This is a genomic window from Caballeronia sp. LZ024 (assembly GCF_031451455.1).
GTDB classification, from domain to species: Bacteria; Pseudomonadota; Gammaproteobacteria; order Burkholderiales; family Burkholderiaceae; genus Caballeronia; species Caballeronia telluris.
In genome coordinates, this window is record NZ_JARUXL010000001.1 from 2481186 (window position 1) to 2502116 (window position 20931).

A 20931-nucleotide genomic window follows, 5' to 3' on the forward strand; every position below is an offset into this window, starting at 1 on the left:
CGTCCGAGGATGACGGTCTGCATTCGGACTCGTCGTGGTGCTCTGCGCCGCCAGCACAATCTGACCGACACAATCCGGTTCTATGAAAAGGAAGGTCTGCTACCAGAGGCGGACCGGACGGAAAAAAACTACCGCAGCTATAACGAGGGCCACATTGACCGTCTGCGTTTCATCCGGAACTGTCGCGCCTTGGACATGACGCACGACGAGGTTCGTTCGCTGCTCAAGGCCGCCGATGGTCCGGCCACCGGTTGCGGTGTCGTCAACGCGTTGGTCGATGAGCACATTGAGCACGTCAATACGCGTATCAACGAACTGCTTCAGCTCCGAGCGCAGCTAATCGCGCTGCGGGAACGATGCGCGGGGGAACAGCCGGTTGCGAACTGCGGAATTATTCACAGGCTGACGTCGATGGAGAGTGCCCAGCCGAATGCAAACACTTCCCACCTAGGTTAGGCAACACGCAGATGCCCTGCTGCTGGCTGAGCGTCTTCTAAATGACGGAGTTTGTAGTCGCAACCAACTGCGTGGCGTAACAGCCCCGCGACGCATCGGATGGGAGTTCATCAGCGCCCTGTTGATGTTCGTCGAGTTATCGGAGGCGGCCTGTCGGGCTCGCTGGCCCTGTTGGCGGATGCGGGCCACAGGTAGGTTATATGGCAGCCCTCGGACTCAGCTTCATAGCTTTTCACTATGGCCGGCATCCGGCGACCGCGCAACTTTGTACGGCCACAAGCGGCTCGAAGTCCTCGCGGTGTTCGTGAATGGGTGTGCGTTCCTCATCATCTCGGCTTGGATTTTATTCGAGGCAATTCAGCGGTTCTTGTTGCCGGGGCCGGCGCAGTCAGCGCGACACACCGTCACTAAGTAGGAAGACCTTCAATCTCAGCACGATTGTGATTGCAGAACCTTTTTATTGCCGTGTGGCTTGTCACCGTCAAGGCGAAGATGGCACGTTTGGCATCCCTTCAGGCACGCCGGCTCAGCGACCCGCCGCAGTGCCAGGCGTCCTTCCGGACAAAAGCAACGCGATGGTCAGCACGCAAAAACCTGCTCCCGCATAGAAAGTGGCAGCTGCACCAAAGCCGTCCCACAAGGCACCGGCAATAACACTAGACGCAAGCGTAACGATGCCGCTGAGCAGGTTGAAGAAACCGAAGGCGGTGCCACGCAGTTGCGCAGGCGCGGTATGAGCAACCATCGTGGCCAGCAACCCTTGCGTCATCCCCATATGCAGGCCCCACAGCGCGACACCCACGAGCACGACGCTCCAGTGGGAGCCGTGGGCGAGGAGCAATTCCGAAGTAATCAAAATCACGAGACCAGCGACCAGCAATGGGACGTGGTTCATCGTGTCGGCGAGTCTTCCGAACGGATAGGCTGACAGCGCGTACACGACGTTCATGGCGACCATCGTCAGCGGGACCAACGCAATCGGCACTCCGCTGCCCATGGCGCGCAATATGAGGAAAGCTTCACTGAACCGAGCCAGTGCGAATACCGCACCCACGCCGACTACCCACCAATAGCTGGCGCCGAGCTGCCTAATGCTGTCCCAGCGAACAGGATTGACCCGCTTTGTGCCCGCCTCCCGCGCTGGCTCTTCGATGCCAAAGGTCAACAGGGCTACTGCGAGCAGACCGGGAATGACGGCGAGCCAGAACGCGAGCCGGAAGTTATTTGCCCACACCAGCATGATTACAACGGCAAGCAACGGTCCGAGGAACGCTCCGACGGTGTCAAGCGACTGACGAAGACCAAATGCTGCACCTCGCAGATGCGGCGGCGTGACATCGGCCACGAGAGCATCGCGCGGCGCACCTCTGATACCTTTTCCAACCCGGTCTATGACGCGCGCCGTTACAACGATACCGATGGTTGGCGCCACTGCAAATAGCGGTTTGCTTAGTGCGCCCAATCCGTATCCCGCAACTGCAAGCCATTTGCGCTTACCGAGGTAATCGCTGAGGGTACCTGAGAACACCTTGACGATTGGGGCTGTCGCCTCAGCGAGTCCCTCAATCAAGCCGATGGTCGTTGCACTAGCACCGAGACTCGCCATGAGAAACATGGGCAACAGGCTATGGATGATTTCGGAAGAAACATCCATGAGCAGGCTGACACACCCAAGTACCCACACACTGCGTGGAATTTGTCGAAGAACCCTTGTCCGCCGCTCTTCAGTCTGCATTGGAAATGCCTTTCTCAAACCAAAGATGTGGATAGTCGAGCCTACCGCGAGAGGCAGGCGTGCTGGGTGATTTTTTAGTTCAATACGATGCTTATTGCTGCGCCCGACCGGCATCTCGCAATTTCAGCACAACTAGCTTGCGTCCTCCGCACGTCCGCAACGCTCGTCGCCCGGACCTTGAGATGCGACGCAGCTAATTGACCACTGTTCTTCCGAAAAAGCGGTCAAGTCAGATTAAAGTGGTCGGGCGCGAGAATCCGAAGACCCCCGGAATTGGGTCGTCGGACCCATGGAACCTAGTTCATGACGGTCGCATTATCGAGAATCAGTCACAAGGCCGTCGTTTGCACGACTCCTTAAACGTGGCCGTCAGCCGTGGCTGCAGCGCTGTCGGGGCAAGCGTATCAGATGCGCGTGCTCGCTCGCCTTGCTGCGAACTTGCCCAATACGCTTGCCAATGATTCTACAAAGCAGGCGACGGACCTGTGAAGTCCATGGATTCCGGTTCTGGGCAGGTAAAAGCCGAGTCACTCTTCCTAAACTAATTTGAAAACACGTCGCACCTAGTTACGGCAAGATGACTAACATGTAATGAACGCGCCATGTTGAGCATTGGAAATGAGGACGTGGTTCGGACCGGCGATGAAGCAATAGCAGCGAAATCCCTACGTCTGTCGACACCGCCGGTTTCGGTGTCAGCCCATTGTTTGACATTCGGCGGCGCATTTTCGACAAGCAGCAGCGCATTGTTTGCAATGCCCGGCCTCGTGCTTCTCGCATTCTGCAGCGCATGCTTCACAGAGTTCGGCGCAAAGCGCGCAAATGGATTTAACGTGGCTGCTGCTCCTCGCCATCGCGGCAGATGCCAGCCTGCACACCGCAGCGCAGTCGATGTCAAGCTTAATGCAAGCGGCCATCTCCGTTGCATGACCCTCAGATAAGCAAGATGCAGCGCAGTGGTCACAGGCAGTAGCACAGGCGTCGCAAGCTGAGATGCAAGATTGAAGCTGTCCGTGTGGCATGTTGTTCTCCAGTGGAAGGTCCGGTTGAAGTACCGGCAACCACATCGAGCAATGCGGAGGCCAGGTACGTGACTGTTGTCATCTCGCGTTACCCGGCGGAGGCGTCTTCAAAAGAACCCACACGAGACAATCGGCGCGCTCTTTATAGTTCACGATTCGCGACCCGGTTCCAACCAACGATGGAACGAGTTGCTCGTGGCCAAATGCGCCTTTGTAAAAAAAAGGCCCAGAGGAAACGCCCTTGGCCCAAAGAATGACTCGCCGCGCTCGTCCGCCGATAAACTTATAGTTACAGCAACCCCGCATAGAATCATCGCGTGGATATATCGGACGCAGTCCGGACGCAGTCCGATAGAACCGCAAGACCTTCCGAGATACCGGACCCGAAAGGAGAAGTCACTCTGTACCGGGAAGCGGGCTCGATACGAGGACCGTCGCAACGGCAATCACGCCAATTAGCACCCACGACTCGACATGCAGAACCGTGGAAAAGCGTTTCAGATGGCGCGCCTGATTGTCCGAAGACGTGCCGCGTAACGAAGCAAGCAGCGCAGGCATCTCGAAGAATCGATTGTGGCCTCCTAGTGCCGCCGCGACTAGCACGAGTGCGAGCTTAAAGACGAGCACCAGACCGTACCACGAACCAAAAATGTTTTCGGGCGCACTGACACCGCGCCACCCGTTGTAGGCGCCAGTCAAGAACAAAGCGACAAGCGCAACGGTAGCCGCGTCCGACATTGCTTGAATAAACGTTGCTGCGCCGGAGAGCTCAGTTGGCCGGGCGAGAGAAATCCCCGGCGAAACGATGAATGTTGCAACGAGAACCATTCCAACCCAAGAGCTAATCGCGAGAAGATGCACCCAGTCGGCCCATACCGGAAGACTCAGAATTCCCGCATCGACCGGATGCCCCGCATTGCTCTTTGCCAACGCCACTCCAGCTATGACGAGCCACATAAGAGGCTGAGCGGGTATATCTAGGCGCCTTGCCCTTATGAACGACACCGCAACGGCGCAAAATATCAGTCCCGTCCCGATTGCCCAAATATGGCCGAATTGCGTTTTTATCACCATGGAACGCACGGCAGGCCAAGCGTCCTGAAGTGACGTCTCGCTCATCAACGCACAATGCACCCAAAACCCGAAAGTGCTCGACACCAACGCCGCTACGGCCGAGGCTTTAAAGACAGATGCGAGCTTTGCAGATACGCGCACCTGCCATCCGGGCGCAGTTCCCTTCAACCACCGCGCGCCCAACAAGGCACCCACCATCGTGGCAAATGCGAGGTTTTGCAGCGCAATCAGAACCAGGCGTGCGATGTCTAAGGACCCGTAGTTCATCACTTCACCGAGAATTTATACGTGCCCTTCGCTTTGTGGCTGTCGCCCGTCATCACCGCCCATTGCACCGAGTATGTACCGGCCGGCAACTTTGGGACACCAAGCGTCAAAACGCGCTTGTTTTCGGCATCAACCTTGGCTTTTTCGCCACCGATAGCGGCTCCGCTTCCGTCGGTCAGCTTGACGGTGCTAAATGCCGGCTCAAGGTCTTCATTGAACGTCAGGCGCAATGCGCTCGGTGCCGCCGACACGGTGCCGTTCACAGGCGGTTCGGCGCTTTTAAGCCTCCCATGTGCGAGCGCAATAGTTGGGGCCAACGCGATGGCACCGGTCGTGAATGCCGTAACCATGAACTTTCTTTTCAATGCATTCATTTCTGAATTTCCCTGAAAATACGCTGGTGCGGCTCATCGAAACGCTGCCGCACGCCAATGCTCCAACCGGCCTTCACTGCTTCTGCAGTTTCGTGACGGTCAGCGCGCCATTGACTTCCTCAGCGACGAAGTCAATCTTGTCTCCCACCATGACTTGCGACAGCATGGCCGGGTCCCTTACTTTGAAGGCCATCGTCATGCCGTCCATGCCGAGGTTTTCAAGCGGACCGTGCTTGATGGTCAACTTTCCCGATGCCGTGTCCACCTTCTTGACTTCACCATGTGACATCGACGGATTGGTCGCCCCGGTCTGCTTTGCGCCGCTCGACATGTCCATGTTGCCCATTTCGCCGGCGGCGAAAGCCGCGCCAGAGGTAGCCACTGCAAGTCCTAATGCAATCGATATAAACGTCTGCTTCATGCTCTCTCTCCAATTTCTGTTTAAGAAAAATCTGCGGTACGCCGTATGCTTTGAAAATCAGCTTTCTGACGACATGTCGCCGGTGTACTCGTATGCGACGGTGCCCTTCGGGTGCTTGTACCAACCAGGGTCTCGATAATCGTTTCGGCCTAAGCCTTCTCGAACTTTCACCACCGTGAACATACCCCCCATCTCGAGCGGTCCGAACGGACCTGTTCCGGTCATCATGGGCAACGTGTTATCAGGCAACGGCATTTCCATTTCACCCATCGCGCCACCCGCACTCCCCATTGCCATGTAGTCCGGCACAAGCTTGTTGATGCGCTTTGCCAGGTCTTTCTGCTGCACGCCAATCAGGTTCGGGACCTGATGCCCCATGGCATTCATCGTGTGGTGCGACTTGTGACAATGGAACGCCCAGTCGCCGGGCCGGTTCGCCGTGAATTCAATGGCTCGCATCTGGCCCACAGCCACGTCTGCTGTCACCTCCGGCCAACGCGCGCCAGGCGGTATCCAGCCCCCGTCCGTGCCCGCTACTTCAAAGTGGTAGCCATGCAGGTGAATTGGGTGATTGGTCATAGTTAGATTGCCGAATCGGATGCGAACGCGGTCGCCCATACGGACCGGCAGCGAGTTAATGCCCGGGAACACGCGGGAATTCCACGTCCACATATTAAAGTCGGTCATCTCGTTCACACGGGGCGTGAAGCTCCCGGGGTCAATGTCGTACGCGGACATAATGAAAACGAAATCACGGTCGACGCGCAGGACGTTCGGGTCCTTCGGGTGGACTATGAACGTACCCATCATGCCCATCGCCATTTGGACCATTTCGTCCGCGTGCGGGTGATACATAAACGTCCCGTGTTTTTCGAGTTGAAATTCGTAGACGAAGGTCTTGCCTGGCGGGATGTGCGGTTGCGTCAAACCTCCGACGCCGTCCATGCCGGACGGCAGGAGCATCCCGTGCCAGTGCACCGTGGTGTGCTCCGGCAGCTTGTTCGTCACGAAGATGCGAACTTTGTCGCCCTCGACAGCTTCGATGGTCGGGCCTGGGGATTGGCCGTTGTAGCCCCACAAGTTCGCTTTCATCCCGGCAGCCATTTCCCGCACGACCGGCTCGGCCGTTAGGTGAAATTCCTTCCAGCCGTTCTTTATGCGCCAGGGCAACGACCAGCCGTTGAGCGTCGCGACCGGCGTGTAGGGGCGGCCATTAGGCGGCGACAACGGCGGCTGCATGTCCACGCTCGCCATGCTCGGAGCTTCCGGCAACGACGCAGCTCCGGCCTTGCTCACAAGGGCGGCGCCAAGCAGAGCAGCACCCGAGCCGCCGATGAAGTTTCGACGTGAAACCATTTCATTTACCTTCAGTATTTGTGGGCGACACAGGTTGCGTCAGAGGCCGAGGCTGAGACTGAGCCACTGCGAGCGCAGGAAGGCGACCACCAACTGCTTGCTGCAAATCAGTCTCGGCAATCCAATAGTCTTTTAGCGCCTCGATATAGCTGTTGACAGCGCCGACCTGCTCGCGTGAATCCGCCAGCAACTCAAAAACGCTTGCGAGCATGCCGTTGTAGCGAAGCAAAAGCTCGTCGGAGATTGTTTTGCGCAGCGGGACAACCTCGTCGCGATAGTGCTTGGCCACGTCGTATCCGGTTGCATAGGCCGAGTATGATTCGCGAACCTCCGAGCGAGCGTTGACCGCCGTCTCCGCCAACCGGTTCGCCGATTGCATGTAGATTGCTTCCGCGCGCGCGACCTTCGAACCGCCCCAGTTAAAGATGGGGATTTCGACGCTGATTTCGTAGCCGTGCTCGTGGCCCTTGTCGGTCTCGTAATTATTCAGAATGCCGACATCAAGCGCGTTGATAAAGCGTGTCGCCTTAGTCAAACCCAACGACGTGGCCACGCTTCGCGTCTGCAACCGCGCCGCTTGGATGTCCAGCCGGTTTTGCATCGCAAAGCTCTCCAAGTCTTTCAAATCAGGTCGCGACGCGGGAAGGTCCGGCAGACGGTCCGGAAGCTGGTACTGGGCACCCGACCCCCACAGCCCCAAGATACGGGTCAACCTCTCGCGGGCTGAGACGCTTTCTTGACGCGTTTTGGCTAGTTGAGCCACCGAGTCGGCGTAGAACGCCTGTTCCCGAGCGTAGTCGAGCTTGCTAAAGTTGCCTGCTTGTTGCATCCGTTGCGCGAGTTCTGCGACCGCCTCTGCCGAATCCCTGACTTGTTCTGCATAAGCAACCGACTGCTGCGCAGCTACTGCAGTGACGTATGCGCGGCGAGCGTCAGCGGCGACCTTGAGCATGGCGTCGGCAGTAAGCAGTTTCGTCTGCTCAAAACGACGGCTCTCAATTCGAGTGGCGAGCGGCAGTGTGAAGATACTCAAAATGCCGATTGAGAACGTACGGCTGATACTCAAATCGTTGCTGGAATGCGTCCGACTAAATGTGAAACTAGGGTTCGGCAAGCGTCCAGCCTGCACGAGGTCAGCCTCAGAGATGCCGAGCTCGCCGTAAGAAGCCTGCAATCCGCGATTGTTCAGAAGCGCGACCTGTACTGCATCGTCCATTGAGAGCGGCTTGGCCAACAATTCCTTGGTTCGCTCGAAGACCGCGTTGCGGTCTTCGTCAGTTTTTACGACGACAGCATCCTTTCCCAATCGCTCCGACGCGACGTTAGAAACTGTGTTGAAGCCGCCGTCCTTGGAAAATGTCGTGCACCCGGCCAGCACCGCGACGACGCTTACGGTCGCGACCAGACGGCCAGCAGGAAAAAGGTGCTGGTTCATTCGTGCATGCCCTCGTGATTCATGTGCCCTTTCTTGTAGTCACCGGCCGCACCCGTCTTAGGGGCGGGGACTGCATTCGGGGACATTTGCGAATGGTCCGTTCCGGCCATCATGTCGTAGTTCGTTTGCCCCTTCCCGTCGCTGCTCGTCCCGTCAGTTTTTGCGCTGCGAGTAGCCGTTCGGGCGGGCATCCTCGAGTGGCCCATCCCTCCCATTCCCGGCATGCCAGTCACACCACGCTTCTTGGCTGGCGTGGCTACGGCGTTGTTGAGCTCGCGCCAAGACGCGACCGGCTCGTCTCGGAACGGTTGGTAGGCGCCGGTTACTGACGGAACGCTCTCGGCCGGCACCGATGCGGCGGCGTCAGTCGGCTCGGGGAGAGACGGCGCCTCGCTCGCGAACGAAGGCATCGCCGCAGCTGCAGTGAGCAGCGCCGCTAAAATAATTCGCATGAGGGTTTTCTCGACGTAAGTCAGCTGTCCGCAAAAACTGCGGCCAGAACAATGGTGCGTCACGCCACGGGCGAGACGGCTCGACTTAAGCGAGGAGAGTGCGAGGGGGCCGTTCGATGCCACCCGTCAAAAAACAGGCTGCACGGATGGGCGGTGGTGTAGGAGCCACGGGATGGGCTAGTTCGATGAGCGTTGCAACGACCGCAACAGGCGGCAACGCGCTCCCGAAGCAACACGACGCGCAGGAACTGCAATGTTCACTGCCGTGACTGTGGGAGGCTTCGTGCGAGTCGTGATTGTATCGGGCGGCATCCATCGACACGACGGAATTCGTCGATGTATGGAACATGTGGTGAAGGTGGCGATGATTGACGGACGAACCTTCTCCGCCGGCCTGCGCAAGTTCGCAGTCCAACGGGGCGCTTGCGAACGCCGGAGCCGACAAGCTCAGCATCAGCAGAACGACAGTGAGAAGACTTCGCCAGTTAATCATGGGGCCAGAGTCTAGCATGCGGGTTTATACCCGTTGTAAGGTTTGAAGAGGTATTTGACGGAACGATACCGACGCGACGGTGACGCCACCGTGGCGTGAACATTACTGCTTTGTCATCGAAGCGGTGAAAATGACCAAAATGTCATTTCTTCGCCATCTCATTGAATGGCGGCAATTGTTAATCTCACCATCGTAAGGACGATTGTAAGGCTCGGTATGCGCATACTTCTCATTGAAGACGAACAAAAAATGACGTCGTACCTGCACAAGGGTCTGACAGAGGCGAGCTTTAATGTCGACGTCGCCACCAATGGCAAGGACGGACTCTTCCTCGCATTGCATGAGGACTTCGATATCGTCGTCTTAGATGTAATGCTTCCCCAATTAGACGGATTTGAGGTGCTGCGCCGATTGCGCCAGCAGAAGTCGACACCGGTTCTTCTCCTAACCGCCCGGGACACCGTCGAGGACAAGGTAAAGGGACTTGAGTTAGGTGCCGACGACTACCTGTCGAAGCCGTTTGCGTACGCTGAATTCTTGGCACGCATCAAATCGCTGCTCCGACGCTCGCCGCGTGGGGCGCGCGACGTCATCAACATCGCTGACCTCGAGCTTGAACTTTTCAAGCGGCGGGCGCGGCGCGGAAACGTTCGCATCGATTTGACCGCCCAGGAGTTCGCGCTTCTTCAACTTTTTGCAGAACGCCAGGGAGAGGTGCTAACCCGCACCTTCATCACGTCGCAGTTATGGGATATGAACTTCGACAGCGACACAAATGTAGTCGACGTCGCGGTAAAGCGGCTGCGCTCCAAAATCGACGCATCCTTTGAACGTAAGCTGCTCCACACGGTGCGCGGCATGGGCTATGTCCTGGAGGACCGGACATGAGCGAGCATGCCCGGCACTACTCACTGTCCGGTCGCCTCGCCTTCGCCTTTCTCCTGGTCGCGGCGATGGTATTCGCGCTGATGGGCGCCTTCCTCTATACCTCGCTTTCCGCCGAACTTCAAAGGCGTGACGACATCGAGATTGATGGAAAACTTAGCCAATTTCTCCAGCTAACCCACGACGCCGGAACGGTGGCAGGGGTCCGTTCGGCGCAAGTAGTGTTTCACGAAATATTGCTATCACACCCAGGTGTGTATCTGGCCGTGCTAGACAAAGCAGGGACCGTTGTAGCGCAGCATTCTGAGGCCCTCAGCATGCATCTTCCATCCCTGTACGACGCAAGCCGGGCTGAACGAATTCCGTACACATGCGCGGCCGGCCTAATCGGGTCGGCTAGGTGCGTCTTCGCCAATCAAACCTTGCCTTCAGGCGAGCCCGTTCGCATACTTCTCGCGCGCACGGCAGCCGACAGAGAGTCGCTGCTGGGCAGCTACCGTCTCGACGTCTGGGGCGCCGCGGCAGTTGGTTCGACTCTAGTCGGCCTTTTGGGCTATCTCGTCGCGAGGCGCGGTCTGACGCCGGTTAAAAGCATAGGTCGTCAAGCATCCCGCATTGAGGCAGACAACTTGAGCGAACGGCTCAATATCGGCCGCGGTCCTGTCGAGCTGAATGACATAGCAGTCTCTGTAAATCGAATGCTAGACCGCCTTGAACGCGCGTTCGTCCGCTTATCACAGTTTTCCTCGGACCTCGCCCATGACATGCGTACGCCGCTGGCAAACGTAATCAGTTCATCCCAGATTACGTTATCCAAGACCAGAAGCGTTGAAGAATACGAAACGCTTATTGATTCGAATATCGAGGAATGTGAACGCCTTCAGCGCATGATTGAAAATATGCTGTTTCTTGCTCGGACGGACAATGCAAGGCAAGGGCTAAGAGTGTCATCGTTAGACATTGGCTCAGAACTGCGACGCCTCGCATCATACTTTCAAGGCCTTGCTGATGAAAGCGGACACAACCTTGTTATCGAAGGGGACGGCGCCGTCAAAGCGGATACGACCATGTTCAGACGTGCAGTGAGTAATCTTGTCAGTAACGCCTTAGACCACGCGGCACCGAGTTCGACCATAATTCTGAAGGCGGTCGAGTTGCCGAACGGTATGAGCATTTCAGTAACCAACTCGGGCAAGGTCATCCCTCCGGTGCATCTCGGCAATATTTTTGACCGCTTTTATCGCATCGACCCGGCCAGGCACGATTCGGGGAAGAACTCCGGACTAGGGCTTGCCATTGTGAAGTCCATCATGGAACTGCATCGCGGCCATGTTGAGGTAGAGAGTGGCAATGGACGCACGACCTTCACCCTGACGTTCCCCAAGTGCGTGGCCAGCCCGTCGCTGGAGGAGTCCACCATATGAGATTTTTCCCCGCCTTGTACGGATTTTTACTAGCCTCAACCGCTGCCCATGCCGAGCTCGTCACCGTACTGAACTCCGCCGACGCGAGCGTGAGCTTTGTCGACATGTCTACTCAGACGGTGTTAAACACCATTCCGGTCGGTAAGGAACCGCATCATCTGATGGCCACACCGGACAATAAGTCTCTCATCGTCGCAAACTCGGTGAGTAATAGTCTGGTCCTGCTCGAGCCGAGGACTGGCAAGGTTCAGCGTTGGATTGACGGCATCGAAGACCCCTACCAGTTGGGTTTCTCGTTCGATACGAAGTGGTTTGTCACCAACGGGTTACGGCTCAATCGAATCGATATCTACCGATACGATGGTACTAATTTCGCTCTCGCCAAACGAGTACCGCTCGCGGAAACGCCTAGCCATATGGCTTTCACACGGGACAACAAGACGGTCTTCATCACTTTGCAGACGTCCGGGGAGCTCGCCGCAATCGACCTTGCGACACAAACCGTCAAGTGGAAAATGAAGGTTGGCAAGGCGCCCGCGGGACTTTTCTTCACACCCGACGAGAAATATTTGCTCATCGGCATGACGGGCGCTGATTACGTTTCCGTGGTCGACTGGCGAACACAGACGGTCGTCAAAACCATTCATACTGACCGCGGCGCCCACAATTTCCGCTCACTTGCGGACGGTCGGCGCGTTCTGGTAAGCAATCGGGTGGGTAACACAATTAGCGTTATCGACCTTCAGACGCTCAGCGTAGTCAACACAATCACCGGCTTGCTTCCTGGCCCAGATGACATGGAACTGACGCCCGACAAGCGGTTTCTTTGGGTGACATTCCGATTCACTAGATATGTGGGAGTGATTGACCTCCAAGCGATGAAGCTGCTCAGCACAATTCACGTTGGCAAGTCTCCTCACGGCATTTATTTTCCGGACCGAGCACCATTGAGCTAAACCTGCAACTCGCGAAGCCATGGAGATTGCGCGAAAAAATTATCACTGCGGTCGCCGTCCCTACCGCGGACGCAGTTTTTGCAGCATTTTTTTTGCGATTTGACCAAGGACGCGAAACAGGAAGGATGGTATGAGCAAAAAGTTGAGTTCCAAAATGTGCGCCGCAATCGCGGCGGGAGTTGTATCCGCATCGCTCACCAACGCAGCATTCGCGCAACAACCTGCAAGCTCGCCTATGCCCGGCATGAAAATGGGCAAGGAGTCGCCTTCCGGCAAGAACCCCTCTTCCCAGGCGTTCATGCAGGGCCGCTCCGACATGATGCAGCACATGGACGTGCCGTTAACGGGCGATGCCGACAAAGACTTTATCGCCGGAATGATTCCACACCACCAAGGTGCAATCGAAATGGCGAAAATCGAACTGAAGTACGGGAAAGACCCGCAGGCCCGCAAGATGGCGGAAAACATCGTCGCCGAGCAGAAGAAAGAAATCGTCGAGATGAAAAAGTGGCAAGAAAAGCGCGGTGTGAAATAGAAGCCAATGAAGACATCGCTTTCGGCCAACGATGTCGTAGCGACATTCAGCTTGTTGGACGGTTAGCGTGCTCGTGTGCTCGCCGTCCCATACCGAGCTCAGAGGGACGTCTGAGTCCTCTACCTTTCGTATCGCTCTCGGCGGTGCTGAGCGAGACTCGACATCGCATGCCTAAAGCGTCTGCTTCGCGGACATGTTGGCTAGCCCCTGTCTCCTAGTTTTTTCCTCGGCTTGGACAAAAAGATGACCAAAAGTTCATCTAAGGGCCACGTCACGTACATGCCGCACGTTCCACAATGTTTCAATGCGCTGATAAGGGCGCTGGCACGCAAGGGAGCCCCGTATAACGTTGTTCATTGGCGTTGCCGCACCCCTGCGACCCATTGGTTTAATGTTGCCTTCGCTGACGGCGACCATAACTGTACATACGCCAATCGTCATCAGAATCACCGCTGGGCGCGAATCGTCCCCACCGACGCAAGGCTGCCGGCGAGACGAGCGCCGACCTGCCTGTACATTGACCTACTATAGCTGTTCGGACGGGGGGAGACGCCGTGAATGGCGTGAATGGTTGAAATCGCGGAGTCAGACATGAAAAAGTCAATCGTTGCCGTCGTGCTTGCCGTGACGACGTCCGTAGCCAATGCTCAATACGCCCCCTGTCGGCCGCCCGTTGCTACGACAGACAGCGTGTCATCGAGCGCGCTTGGCGCAAATAGCAACGAGCCCGGGGTTGCGAGGACCCGCGCGCAGGTGATGGCAGAGCTTTACGAGGCGCGAAGGCAGGGCTTAGCTCCTTCGGGGAGACAAGACTGGCCTCCGACGGAGCAAAGTATCCGGCGTAATAAGGCACGCTATGCAGCCAGCCAACGTTGGCACGAGACTCACCCGTGCGAATAGCCTCGATTGACCGATGGGTACGACCCACCGGCAACCCGCAGGGATAGCTCAGCGCAAAAGGCGGAGCGTCGGCCTTCACCTCGACGATGAGCATTTTTTAATCTCAATCGTCGTGCGGAGCGCTGCCGCCTCCAGATAGCCAAGCAACGTCGACGCCGAGAATCAAGGCCAAACGCTGGCACTGAGCGCTATTTGGAACAGTCGCACCGGCACGCCAAAGAGCTACTTCACTCTCCTGCACATGGAGCAAGGCGGCTATCTTGTTCGATGACAACTTCGAACGTTTTAGCGACATGTCGAGCTTCGCAGCGAGAAGTCTGCGAAATTCGCTACTGGCAATTCCGGCTGCCAGTCGCGCGGCGAGATTTGGACGGCGATTCATTAGTCGGAAAGTTCAAGACGAGTTAGGCGGCATCGAGGCTACGACTTCCCGGGAGTGCAGAAGTTCCGATTCTGCGAGTAAATACCCCCGACCAACCAGTGCAAACAGCCGAGCAAATGTACCGCCTCAAGTTTAGCTCCAACATGACCCGCACCGATATTCATTGCCTGCTTTTAATTCGAGGTATGCCGGACCGTCGCGCCCTTTCTACTACGACGTCGGTCTCTGTGAACTGTGCAACGAAATAAACACCTCGAAGAAACGATTTCGCGCCACAGCAGCGTGACCGACCTCATTTGATAGCGTCCGAAGACGGCTCCCTCGGACCGGGTGCAGCGCCTTGACCAATTCCCGGGGGCCGTTTGCGGTTCCCCCGTTTGCCCAAAAGCAGGAGTTGGCGCAACATTTGGCTATGAGCGGTTCGCGTTCAACACGTTGCTCGCGAGCCGCCAGCAGTGACCAGGCGGCCGAGTTCGACCTCCTAGCTGATTGAAGCTGTCGACGCGTGCGGCATCTTCGATTCAACACCCTATGAGGCAAATTGAGTGAGGTCGCGCAGCGCGGAAGGCCGCGGATTTTAGCCCGACGGGGCGTCCTCCAATGCGCACGTATTGCAGGCGACCGCTTTCGTGCACGGGCACTTCGGGAAGCGTCGATTTTGCCGGCAGCTGTTCAACGTCGCTGTTGAGCGCGACAACGATGCTCCGTGCCATCAAATGCCATATCGACCGAGACCATCGAGGGTAGCTGCAAAGCGTCGGAAATTTGCCCACTTCGCAACACAGGTCTTCCTGAGTTCCAGTTCGTAATCGACAAGCGTGCCGCGTCTTAGGCGCGCGATATTAGCGGTCGCGATTACACGCCGTTCCGGTTCGCCCCACTGGGCCATTGTTCCATAATAGCTCTCAGCATTCGCTTCCTCTTAGTCAACGCATCGAATAATCACGTGCCTCTGTTCCCATGGTACGCAACGCTTCCGAGCGAACAATCCGTGCATCGTATGCCGTCGATTCTTCGCGGAAAGTGCGCGACGACTTTCTTTGTTTGCTACCAGCCGAAGTGGTGCATCCAGCCTTTCCATAAGCCGGTCTATTTCTTGGCGCTCTAACCATCCTTTGCGTCCAATCGGATTTCCCACGAGCGCGACGGTGTCGTCATTGACCTGGTAGTCCCTTGTCTTCGGCCTGGTTCGCAAGCCATACCGTAGCCTCGACGAGTTTCTTCTCCTTGTACGCGAGCACGTCGACTGTCCGAACGAACCGGGCTTTGCCGACACGGTGATGCAATGGCAGCAATCTGTCATTGATAAGTTTCACGACGTGCTGCCGCGACACACAGAGAATCACAGCCGCCTCCTTCGTCGACATGACTTCGTCAGTCGCCGCTGCGCCCTCATGCGACGGTGACCGCACGTTTTGTGGAATATCCGCGAGCCGAATAGCGCTCGCTTTCAGATTCGCGATAACTCGCTTCGCTAGGCTAATCAGGTTCATGTTCTTGCCAGCATCGAACGCCTTCGACCCGAGCGTCGTCCCAGACGCCGCGGCAATACGAATCCGAATGACCTCCCCATCCACGGCAATATTCACACGGGCTTCTGAAATTGCCGACGGTTGACCGGCCGTCTGACGTTCAACGAACAGGGTAAATTCCCGCACATTCCGATATGGGCCGAGCGGCCACTCGTACCCATGTGTATAAAGCGCTTCCGAAGCGCGCTCCCACAATGGCCGCCGGGGGTCAATCTCCGCCGCCGCCGTGTACAGCGGTTGAAGCTCCTTCGGCTCACGGTCGTGTTCGCCCTCGTACATCGTCACGGTCGTGCGGGACCACTCCGCCGCCCATGCGGCAGCCACCGTTTGCAGACGCTTGAAATCAATGTCATCGTCTAGCATTTCAAGAGGAATTTGGTCACCAAGGCTACCGCGTGGCGACGTCAAAAAGTCGAGGCGGCTAGTCGCCGGCGCGGGCGCGATGATTCGGCAGATTGCCTGCAATCGCTTTTGATTGCGTGATGGGTCTACCAGCTGTGAAGGGAAATACTGCGTCTCGTCGACTTCCATTGCGAAGACGCTCCCGTCTGCTACGATTTTTTCCAAACTCCGTTTTGTTATGCCAAGGCGTTCGCGGAAATCGGATTCGGGAATGAGTTCTGCATTTGCAATCATCTCGCGGCGAGCGGCGAAAGCTTGCTGCCGAAGATACCCGCGCAGGGCGTCGCCGCCGACAGCCACGCCTACTTCCAAGTAAGCGTGGCGCACAATTGCTTCCACGCGAGCAATCACATCGTCCGGCAACTTCTGAAACTTTTCGCGCTTGCTTTCCGGCACGCGAAAGTTGCTCGCAGCGATTGTGCGTACAAGAGAGGACGCCAGAAACTGCGGGATGTCGAATTCCGCGTCAATGCGTCGCATTGCGATGCTCCAGCCGCGCTCCTGCAAGGAAGACTGACGTGACATGGCGTTGCTACGCCGAAAGAAAAATCACAGAGACGTTTTGGTAAATCACGTTCTCGCAGTCGTATCGGAGGGTACTATGAGGTTCTCCGGGATGCAGAGTTTCGTACGGCCGGCCCTTACTTAAGCCCCGCTCGTATGTCCACGTCGTCTCGCCCGAACGAACGGAGCAGACTGCTTGAGCTTCTTCTTCGAGCGCATCGTCGGAGAGAAGCATCACCGTGGCATCCGGGTCCGCCCTGCGCAAGTGACTAATCATGTCTCTTACCTTCATTGAGTGTCTCTCCTCCACTTCTATATTGAAGATTCTCATGACCCGGCCCGGAAAATCGCACGCGCTATCTCAACAACGTCGTCGCCAATGCGGAAGCGGACGGGGTCAAAATCAGCGCGCGAACCCGTGCTGTGAACATAAGCGTGCGCCACGCTCTGTTCGCACATGACATCGACGCGATACGCGGCCAGCACATGCGTATCGTCGGTTACATCCGGAAGCGTTTCGTGGACAAAAATCGTAAAGCGATTCGTAACAGGGTAAGGCCCGGGAGGTGACGGTTGAGTAAGTGCATCAAGAGCCCGTTGCCACGTCGAACCGCCCGATTCAATGGTTGTTCCCTCGCAGGCAATGAATAGGCTCTCGCCGGTGCAATCGCCCAAATAAAGAGTGACGTCAGTCTGCAAGCTCACGCCCGGCTTCTCGGAAAACGGCAGCGCGCTAGTTCGTTCCTCTGGTTCGCTCATAGATAACTCGCTTGCTCCCAACCTGTATTTTCCTGGTGATACGGCGTCGCCCCGTGGTCACGACTGGCATGATAGGTATTTGGGTAGACCGGCCGGAGTTGTATTCTTCAGCTAGCATTCCGGGACCGACCGCAATCCCGAGTCTGTCGAAAGCTTCGGCAGCGATTGACTCAAAAGTGGCAGCAGGCATGAGCGTCCCAGTGAATTTATTCATCTTCGTCTTTGCGTACACGCCGTGGCTGATTCGTACAAGTTTCCTTGTGGCTACGAGCGCGGCAAGGACCCGCGTGAGCTCCGAGCGGCCACCTAGCTTGGTCAGGTCCGACCGAAGAACCACGACCCCTACGCGACGGTGAATCGAACGCATTACTCGGTCTTTGAGTCGGGCCTTTTTCCTCTTCCCCGTGCTCATCCGTTATCAAACCCGATGCGACAGAGCATCGCGTCGTAAATGCGTTCCGCCAACTCGCAGACATCGGTCACCGAAACTGCCGGCACGAACGGTGAACTACGTTGTGACCAATAAAGCAGCACGTCGACAGTTACGCTGTCTTTGCCGGGTAGTTTTAGCGCCGGAAGGGCTACATCAAGAATTTTAAGTCTGGAGTGCGCAATTTCATCGACCGGCACGCCTTCGGACTCTACAACCTCGACACAGCAAAGATACATGCACTCGAGCGCCAATCGATAACGCGTATGCAGGGAGAGCGACTCATTTTTGGCGTCGCGCAGTAGGTCCTTGCATCCAGGAATACGAGGCCGAATGCTGTCAAGAGACCGCTGTCGAGTTTCCGTCATGCATCCCTCCGTTAGCGCTGGCGAACGTTTTTCCGTGGCGTCGCCCGCCGCGTCAGCATTGGGGCCCGCTTGTGCGTTCATTGTTGCGGGTTGCGGTCGGAGTGTGCACGGGCGTCGTGCGTCGGCGGTTCTTCGGTCTCCCGCACTGCACAGGAGAGCCATTCGCATGTAACGTCGGTCCAACTCTCAACACCGCTCTTCATACATTACTGCCGCCAAACCGCATCCGCAGCGACTGAGCTTTTGCTCGGTCCTTCGAGCTTGTAGCGATTTCCAGAGCGTGTGGTGCCCTGTAAGACCTCGCGGTCAAATGACTTAATCTCGGAACTGACACGCCCTCGCCCGTGTGTCGCCCGGCATCCGACAAAGTGACAAGTTCCCGCGCATATCCGCAAGATGCGCCAATCAAAAATTTCAATCAGTTGCTGCGTCATGTGAGTAGATGTTCAATCAGTGCCAATGCCTGTTGCGGCGAGCCAAAGCTGAAGCTTCCTTTGCACATCGAGAGCACCGAGTCCTGTTTCTGACGATGTTCGTAGGAAATGATGCTCAAAACCTGACGGAACGCCCCAAGCTTCATCGTCCAGCGCGAGCCACAGTCGAATTGCGTGCTTTCGAGCATGATGGATGGGCACCCACGCCTTAGCGGAGCCATCGCGCAGTTCTGCCAGTCGCGGTGGCGTTTCTCGCGTGGTTCCCACAACGCGTCGACGTAATTCGTCGGGCAGTAGCTCAGTTGTTCTTTCTGCACCTAGCGTTTGGAGCCAAGAAGTTGTGAGAACAATTTGAACCATTGGCTGCGACGTCAAGAAGTTGATAAGAATCGGCGCATGCTCGAACAGCTCTCGTCCCGAATCCAAGGTGACTACCCCGTCGTCGCCGACGAGCCCGTGCCCAACGTTCAGCACTCCCCCGAAGTTTAGGTACAGCGTTGGCGCATCGACCCTCAGATTTCTGACTTGCTTTGTCACGTCGGGCACCACTCGGTTTGTTTCGCGCATGGTCGTGGGGAATACTCGATACGTTCAAGATGCTGGGATATTCCGGAGAATCGGAGCGAAACATATGCACGGCCAATTCTTCTCTCACTGCGAGCACGAGGGCGCCAGCGAGTTGACCGCCGTAACGATGCCCTTTAACTCCGCAAGCGAGAGCAGTCGGCCCGACGAGCCCTCGAAGCTTTCTGTGCTTGACACATAAAGGGCGAAGCTCCAATCACCGTCGAATGCGAGCGCCTTCCTGGCCTCTGTCCTGATGGTTTCGAAATCAAAGTCTTTTGCTTTGACCTTTACCTCAAGACGACGGGCAAGCCTTTCCAGGCGCAAAGCATGTGGCGATGGCGCAACCGCTCTAGCTTCGATATCTCGCGAGTGAAGCTCCTGCAGGATGTCATATGCTCCGCGCGCCCACCGCTGAAGCCGTCCATGAGCACGACTCGGTAACTCGCTCAGCCAGTCGATATGCTTGTTCATCTCGTCGAGCATGCGGTAATAATCGAAGGCGCTCTCCTTTGATTCTTGCGACGGGTAGCCGTGAGGCGGGTCATAGTCGGTCCGAGCGTGCATGAGCGCAGCCTCGACGTTGTTGCTCGGCGGGTAGAGTTCCCGTTCGATTTGCCATGCCTCGTGACCCGCACGCTTGAATAGCTGCATTTCGGCGTGAATAGTGCGCCGCACGCACTGGCGGAGCGTCGGACTCCGTCCCATGGTATGCGGCACAATCGTGCTGACACTCTTTTCAACCGCCTTCATTTGCGCGAGAAGGCGACTAGAGGCACGGGACAGCGGATGCAAAAGTCCTGTCTCGATTTCCACAGTCGGGCTTTGAAGTGGCTCCCGCGGAGGCATGTCCACCTTGCCCCGCCTCGCTCTCTTCGCCGCGACTTCGGCTAACTTGCCGGCCATGAAATCGCCGATGTCAAAGTCCGGTTCCGTATGCCCACCGAAGACGCGAACACTTTCGATGACGACGTCCTCTTGCACACGAGCGTGGCCGTAAAGCCAAAGGTCGACCGATTCCTGATTTTCGCGCAGTAGCAGTCGGCTACGACTGGGACGCAACGATGCATCAGTGTGGACGCCTTCGACTGCCCGCGGTTCAAAGTAAGAGACGATTATTGTCGGACCGTCAAACTTGTAGGCCAGCCTGTCGGCCAGCCACTTGAGGGTTCGCCGATGCTCGACCATAGCGACGGCTGGATGCATCTCAACATGCCCTTCTGCGGTGGAGAAGTCAGGCATTGCCCATTCATTTGCGGCGCAGATGGCGGACGCGTCGGCTGCATTGCTCGCTTCCCTCCACCAATCGGCGCATCCAATTGGTTTCAAGTCGGTCGCTGTCTTCGCGAACCAACCTACGATATCGAGGCGCGAGTCCTCGGGCGATGTCCATAGCGGCGCTCCCAGAAAACGGACGCCATCTAAAACGACTTGGTCGCGCTCCAGCACGTTGACGAGGGTGTCCGCAGCTGCCTCTCGGCCTGCCGCCGCGACCGAAGTAATCTCTCTTCCGCGGCACTCTTCAATTCCGGGAACGTACACGACGGGAAGTCCGCTTTTAGACAAAGCTTCCACGCTCGAAACAATGTCGCCGAGCCCTCCGGCGACAACGAGGACGTCGCAGTCACTTACGCAGGTCAAAGCGTGACTCCGCTCATCCGCGTTTCCGCCGGCGAGCAGCTTAATCCTAGGAAAGGGCGTGTCTCGAAACAGCCTAAAAAGGCTGTCCCCATATTTCGGTACTGGCACTCGGGACCCCAGAAAGGAAATA

At 56.9% G+C, this 20931-nt stretch carries 19 protein-coding genes; 7 read left to right on the forward strand and 12 right to left on the reverse strand.

Annotated elements, in window-relative coordinates:
• The first annotated feature begins 9 nt into the window (after nucleotides 1-9).
• Nucleotides 10-456, forward strand: coding sequence for a Cd(II)/Pb(II)-responsive transcriptional regulator (locus tag QCE48_RS11205; protein WP_309787776.1), 447 nt, complete (start codon nucleotides 10-12; stop codon nucleotides 454-456).
• A 178-nt stretch (nucleotides 457-634) separates the two neighbouring features.
• Nucleotides 635-871 carry a cation transporter gene (locus tag QCE48_RS11210; protein ID WP_309794135.1) on the forward strand — a complete coding sequence of 79 codons (237 nt, stop codon included), beginning with the start codon at nucleotides 635-637 and terminating at the stop codon, nucleotides 869-871.
• A gap of 111 nt (nucleotides 872-982) precedes the next feature.
• Here the strand turns inward: QCE48_RS11210 and QCE48_RS11215 are convergent, their stop codons facing one another.
• The 6 genes from QCE48_RS11215 to QCE48_RS11245 all read right to left on the reverse strand — a co-directional run bounded on the left by QCE48_RS11215 (nucleotide 983) and on the right by QCE48_RS11245 (nucleotide 8140).
• Entirely contained in the window at nucleotides 983-2191 is a 1209-nt protein-coding gene (locus QCE48_RS11215; protein WP_309788348.1) for an MFS transporter, read from the reverse strand.
• 1418 nt (nucleotides 2192-3609) lie between these two features.
• Nucleotides 3610-4554, reverse strand: a complete 945-nt coding sequence (locus QCE48_RS11225; protein WP_309787774.1) for a CopD family protein — start codon at nucleotides 4552-4554, stop codon at nucleotides 3610-3612.
• Nucleotides 4554-4928, reverse strand: coding sequence for a copper resistance protein CopC (locus QCE48_RS11230; protein WP_309787773.1), 375 nt, complete (start codon nucleotides 4926-4928; stop codon nucleotides 4554-4556). The genes QCE48_RS11225 and QCE48_RS11230 overlap by 1 nt, the downstream gene beginning before the upstream one ends.
• 73 nt (nucleotides 4929-5001) lie before the next feature.
• Nucleotides 5002-5349, reverse strand: a complete 348-nt coding sequence (locus QCE48_RS11235; RefSeq protein WP_309787772.1) for a copper-binding protein — start codon at nucleotides 5347-5349, stop codon at nucleotides 5002-5004.
• A 57-nt stretch (nucleotides 5350-5406) separates the two neighbouring features.
• Entirely contained in the window at nucleotides 5407-6705 is a 1299-nt protein-coding gene (locus QCE48_RS11240; RefSeq protein ID WP_309787771.1) for a copper oxidase, read from the reverse strand.
• A 1-nt stretch (nucleotide 6706) separates the two neighbouring features.
• Nucleotides 6707-8140, reverse strand: a complete 1434-nt coding sequence (locus QCE48_RS11245) for a TolC family protein (RefSeq protein WP_309787770.1) — start codon at nucleotides 8138-8140, stop codon at nucleotides 6707-6709.
• 1161 nt (nucleotides 8141-9301) lie between these two features.
• On the opposite strand from QCE48_RS11245, the gene QCE48_RS11250 reads away from it, so the two are divergent.
• The 5 genes from QCE48_RS11250 (at nucleotide 9302) to QCE48_RS31860 (ending at nucleotide 13785) form a co-directional block, all read left to right on the forward strand.
• Nucleotides 9302-9973: a heavy metal response regulator transcription factor gene (locus tag QCE48_RS11250; protein ID WP_309787769.1), complete on the forward strand. Its 672-nt coding sequence runs from the start codon at nucleotides 9302-9304 to the stop codon at nucleotides 9971-9973.
• The gene (locus QCE48_RS11255) at nucleotides 9970-11394 is read left to right on the forward strand and encodes a heavy metal sensor histidine kinase (RefSeq protein ID WP_309787768.1); all 1425 of its coding nucleotides are present in this window, start codon (nucleotides 9970-9972) and stop codon (nucleotides 11392-11394) included. Before QCE48_RS11250 ends, QCE48_RS11255 begins: the two co-directional genes overlap by 4 nt.
• Entirely contained in the window at nucleotides 11391-12350 is a 960-nt protein-coding gene (locus tag QCE48_RS11260; RefSeq protein WP_309787767.1) for a beta-propeller fold lactonase family protein, read from the forward strand. Before QCE48_RS11255 ends, QCE48_RS11260 begins: the two co-directional genes overlap by 4 nt.
• Nucleotides 12351-12480: 130 nt before the next feature.
• Nucleotides 12481-12885, forward strand: coding sequence for a DUF305 domain-containing protein (locus QCE48_RS11265; protein ID WP_309787766.1), 405 nt, complete (start codon nucleotides 12481-12483; stop codon nucleotides 12883-12885).
• Nucleotides 12886-13476: 591 nt separating this feature from the next.
• Nucleotides 13477-13785, forward strand: a complete 309-nt coding sequence (locus QCE48_RS31860; protein ID WP_409014660.1) for a DUF4148 domain-containing protein — start codon at nucleotides 13477-13479, stop codon at nucleotides 13783-13785.
• Between the two features lie 1536 nt (nucleotides 13786-15321).
• Here the strand turns inward: QCE48_RS31860 and QCE48_RS11270 are convergent.
• From QCE48_RS11270 to QCE48_RS11295, 6 genes are all read right to left on the reverse strand, one after another.
• Complete coding sequence (locus QCE48_RS11270; protein WP_309787765.1) at nucleotides 15322-16581, reverse strand: helix-turn-helix domain-containing protein; 1260 nt, start codon at nucleotides 16579-16581, stop codon at nucleotides 15322-15324.
• A gap of 351 nt (nucleotides 16582-16932) precedes the next feature.
• Nucleotides 16933-17364 (reverse strand): hypothetical protein, encoded by a 432-nt coding sequence (locus QCE48_RS11275; RefSeq protein WP_309787764.1) that lies wholly within the window; start codon nucleotides 17362-17364, stop codon nucleotides 16933-16935.
• Nucleotides 17339-17776 (reverse strand): DUF6088 family protein, encoded by a 438-nt coding sequence (locus tag QCE48_RS11280; RefSeq protein ID WP_309794137.1) that lies wholly within the window; start codon nucleotides 17774-17776, stop codon nucleotides 17339-17341. The genes QCE48_RS11275 and QCE48_RS11280 overlap by 26 nt, the downstream gene beginning before the upstream one ends.
• Entirely contained in the window at nucleotides 17773-18162 is a 390-nt protein-coding gene (locus QCE48_RS11285; RefSeq protein ID WP_309787763.1) for a hypothetical protein, read from the reverse strand. The genes QCE48_RS11280 and QCE48_RS11285 overlap by 4 nt, the downstream gene beginning before the upstream one ends.
• A gap of 446 nt (nucleotides 18163-18608) precedes the next feature.
• Nucleotides 18609-19163: an HAD domain-containing protein gene (locus QCE48_RS31865; protein WP_404983211.1), complete on the reverse strand. Its 555-nt coding sequence runs from the start codon at nucleotides 19161-19163 to the stop codon at nucleotides 18609-18611.
• Between the two features lie 84 nt (nucleotides 19164-19247).
• Complete coding sequence (locus QCE48_RS11295; RefSeq protein ID WP_309787761.1) at nucleotides 19248-20909, reverse strand: hypothetical protein; 1662 nt, start codon at nucleotides 20907-20909, stop codon at nucleotides 19248-19250.
• Nucleotides 20910-20931: the final 22 nt, after the last annotated feature.

Bases quoted from the DNA above. Each gene is read 5' to 3' on its own strand.
- QCE48_RS11205 (WP_309787776.1), top strand. From the start codon at position 10: ATGACGGTCTGCATTCGGACTCGTCGTGGTGCTCTGCGCCGCCAGCAC.
- QCE48_RS11210 (WP_309794135.1), top strand. From the start codon at position 635: ATGCGGGCCACAGGTAGGTTATATGGCAGCCCTCGGACTCAGCTTCAT.
- QCE48_RS11215 (WP_309788348.1), bottom strand. From the start codon at position 2,191: ATGCAGACTGAAGAGCGGCGGACAAGGGTTCTTCGACAAATTCCACGC.
- QCE48_RS11225 (WP_309787774.1), bottom strand. From the start codon at position 4,554: ATGAACTACGGGTCCTTAGACATCGCACGCCTGGTTCTGATTGCGCTG.
- QCE48_RS11230 (WP_309787773.1), bottom strand. From the start codon at position 4,928: ATGAATGCATTGAAAAGAAAGTTCATGGTTACGGCATTCACGACCGGT.
- QCE48_RS11235 (WP_309787772.1), bottom strand. From the start codon at position 5,349: ATGAAGCAGACGTTTATATCGATTGCATTAGGACTTGCAGTGGCTACC.
- QCE48_RS11240 (WP_309787771.1), bottom strand. From the start codon at position 6,705: ATGGTTTCACGTCGAAACTTCATCGGCGGCTCGGGTGCTGCTCTGCTT.
- QCE48_RS11245 (WP_309787770.1), bottom strand. From the start codon at position 8,140: ATGAACCAGCACCTTTTTCCTGCTGGCCGTCTGGTCGCGACCGTAAGC.
- QCE48_RS11250 (WP_309787769.1), top strand. From the start codon at position 9,302: ATGCGCATACTTCTCATTGAAGACGAACAAAAAATGACGTCGTACCTG.
- QCE48_RS11255 (WP_309787768.1), top strand. From the start codon at position 9,970: ATGAGCGAGCATGCCCGGCACTACTCACTGTCCGGTCGCCTCGCCTTC.
- QCE48_RS11260 (WP_309787767.1), top strand. From the start codon at position 11,391: ATGAGATTTTTCCCCGCCTTGTACGGATTTTTACTAGCCTCAACCGCT.
- QCE48_RS11265 (WP_309787766.1), top strand. From the start codon at position 12,481: ATGAGCAAAAAGTTGAGTTCCAAAATGTGCGCCGCAATCGCGGCGGGA.
- QCE48_RS31860 (WP_409014660.1), top strand. From the start codon at position 13,477: ATGAAAAAGTCAATCGTTGCCGTCGTGCTTGCCGTGACGACGTCCGTA.
- QCE48_RS11270 (WP_309787765.1), bottom strand. From the start codon at position 16,581: ATGCGACGCATTGACGCGGAATTCGACATCCCGCAGTTTCTGGCGTCC.
- QCE48_RS11275 (WP_309787764.1), bottom strand. From the start codon at position 17,364: ATGAGCGAACCAGAGGAACGAACTAGCGCGCTGCCGTTTTCCGAGAAG.
- QCE48_RS11280 (WP_309794137.1), bottom strand. From the start codon at position 17,776: ATGAGCACGGGGAAGAGGAAAAAGGCCCGACTCAAAGACCGAGTAATG.
- QCE48_RS11285 (WP_309787763.1), bottom strand. From the start codon at position 18,162: ATGACGGAAACTCGACAGCGGTCTCTTGACAGCATTCGGCCTCGTATT.
- QCE48_RS31865 (WP_404983211.1), bottom strand. From the start codon at position 19,163: ATGCGCGAAACAAACCGAGTGGTGCCCGACGTGACAAAGCAAGTCAGA.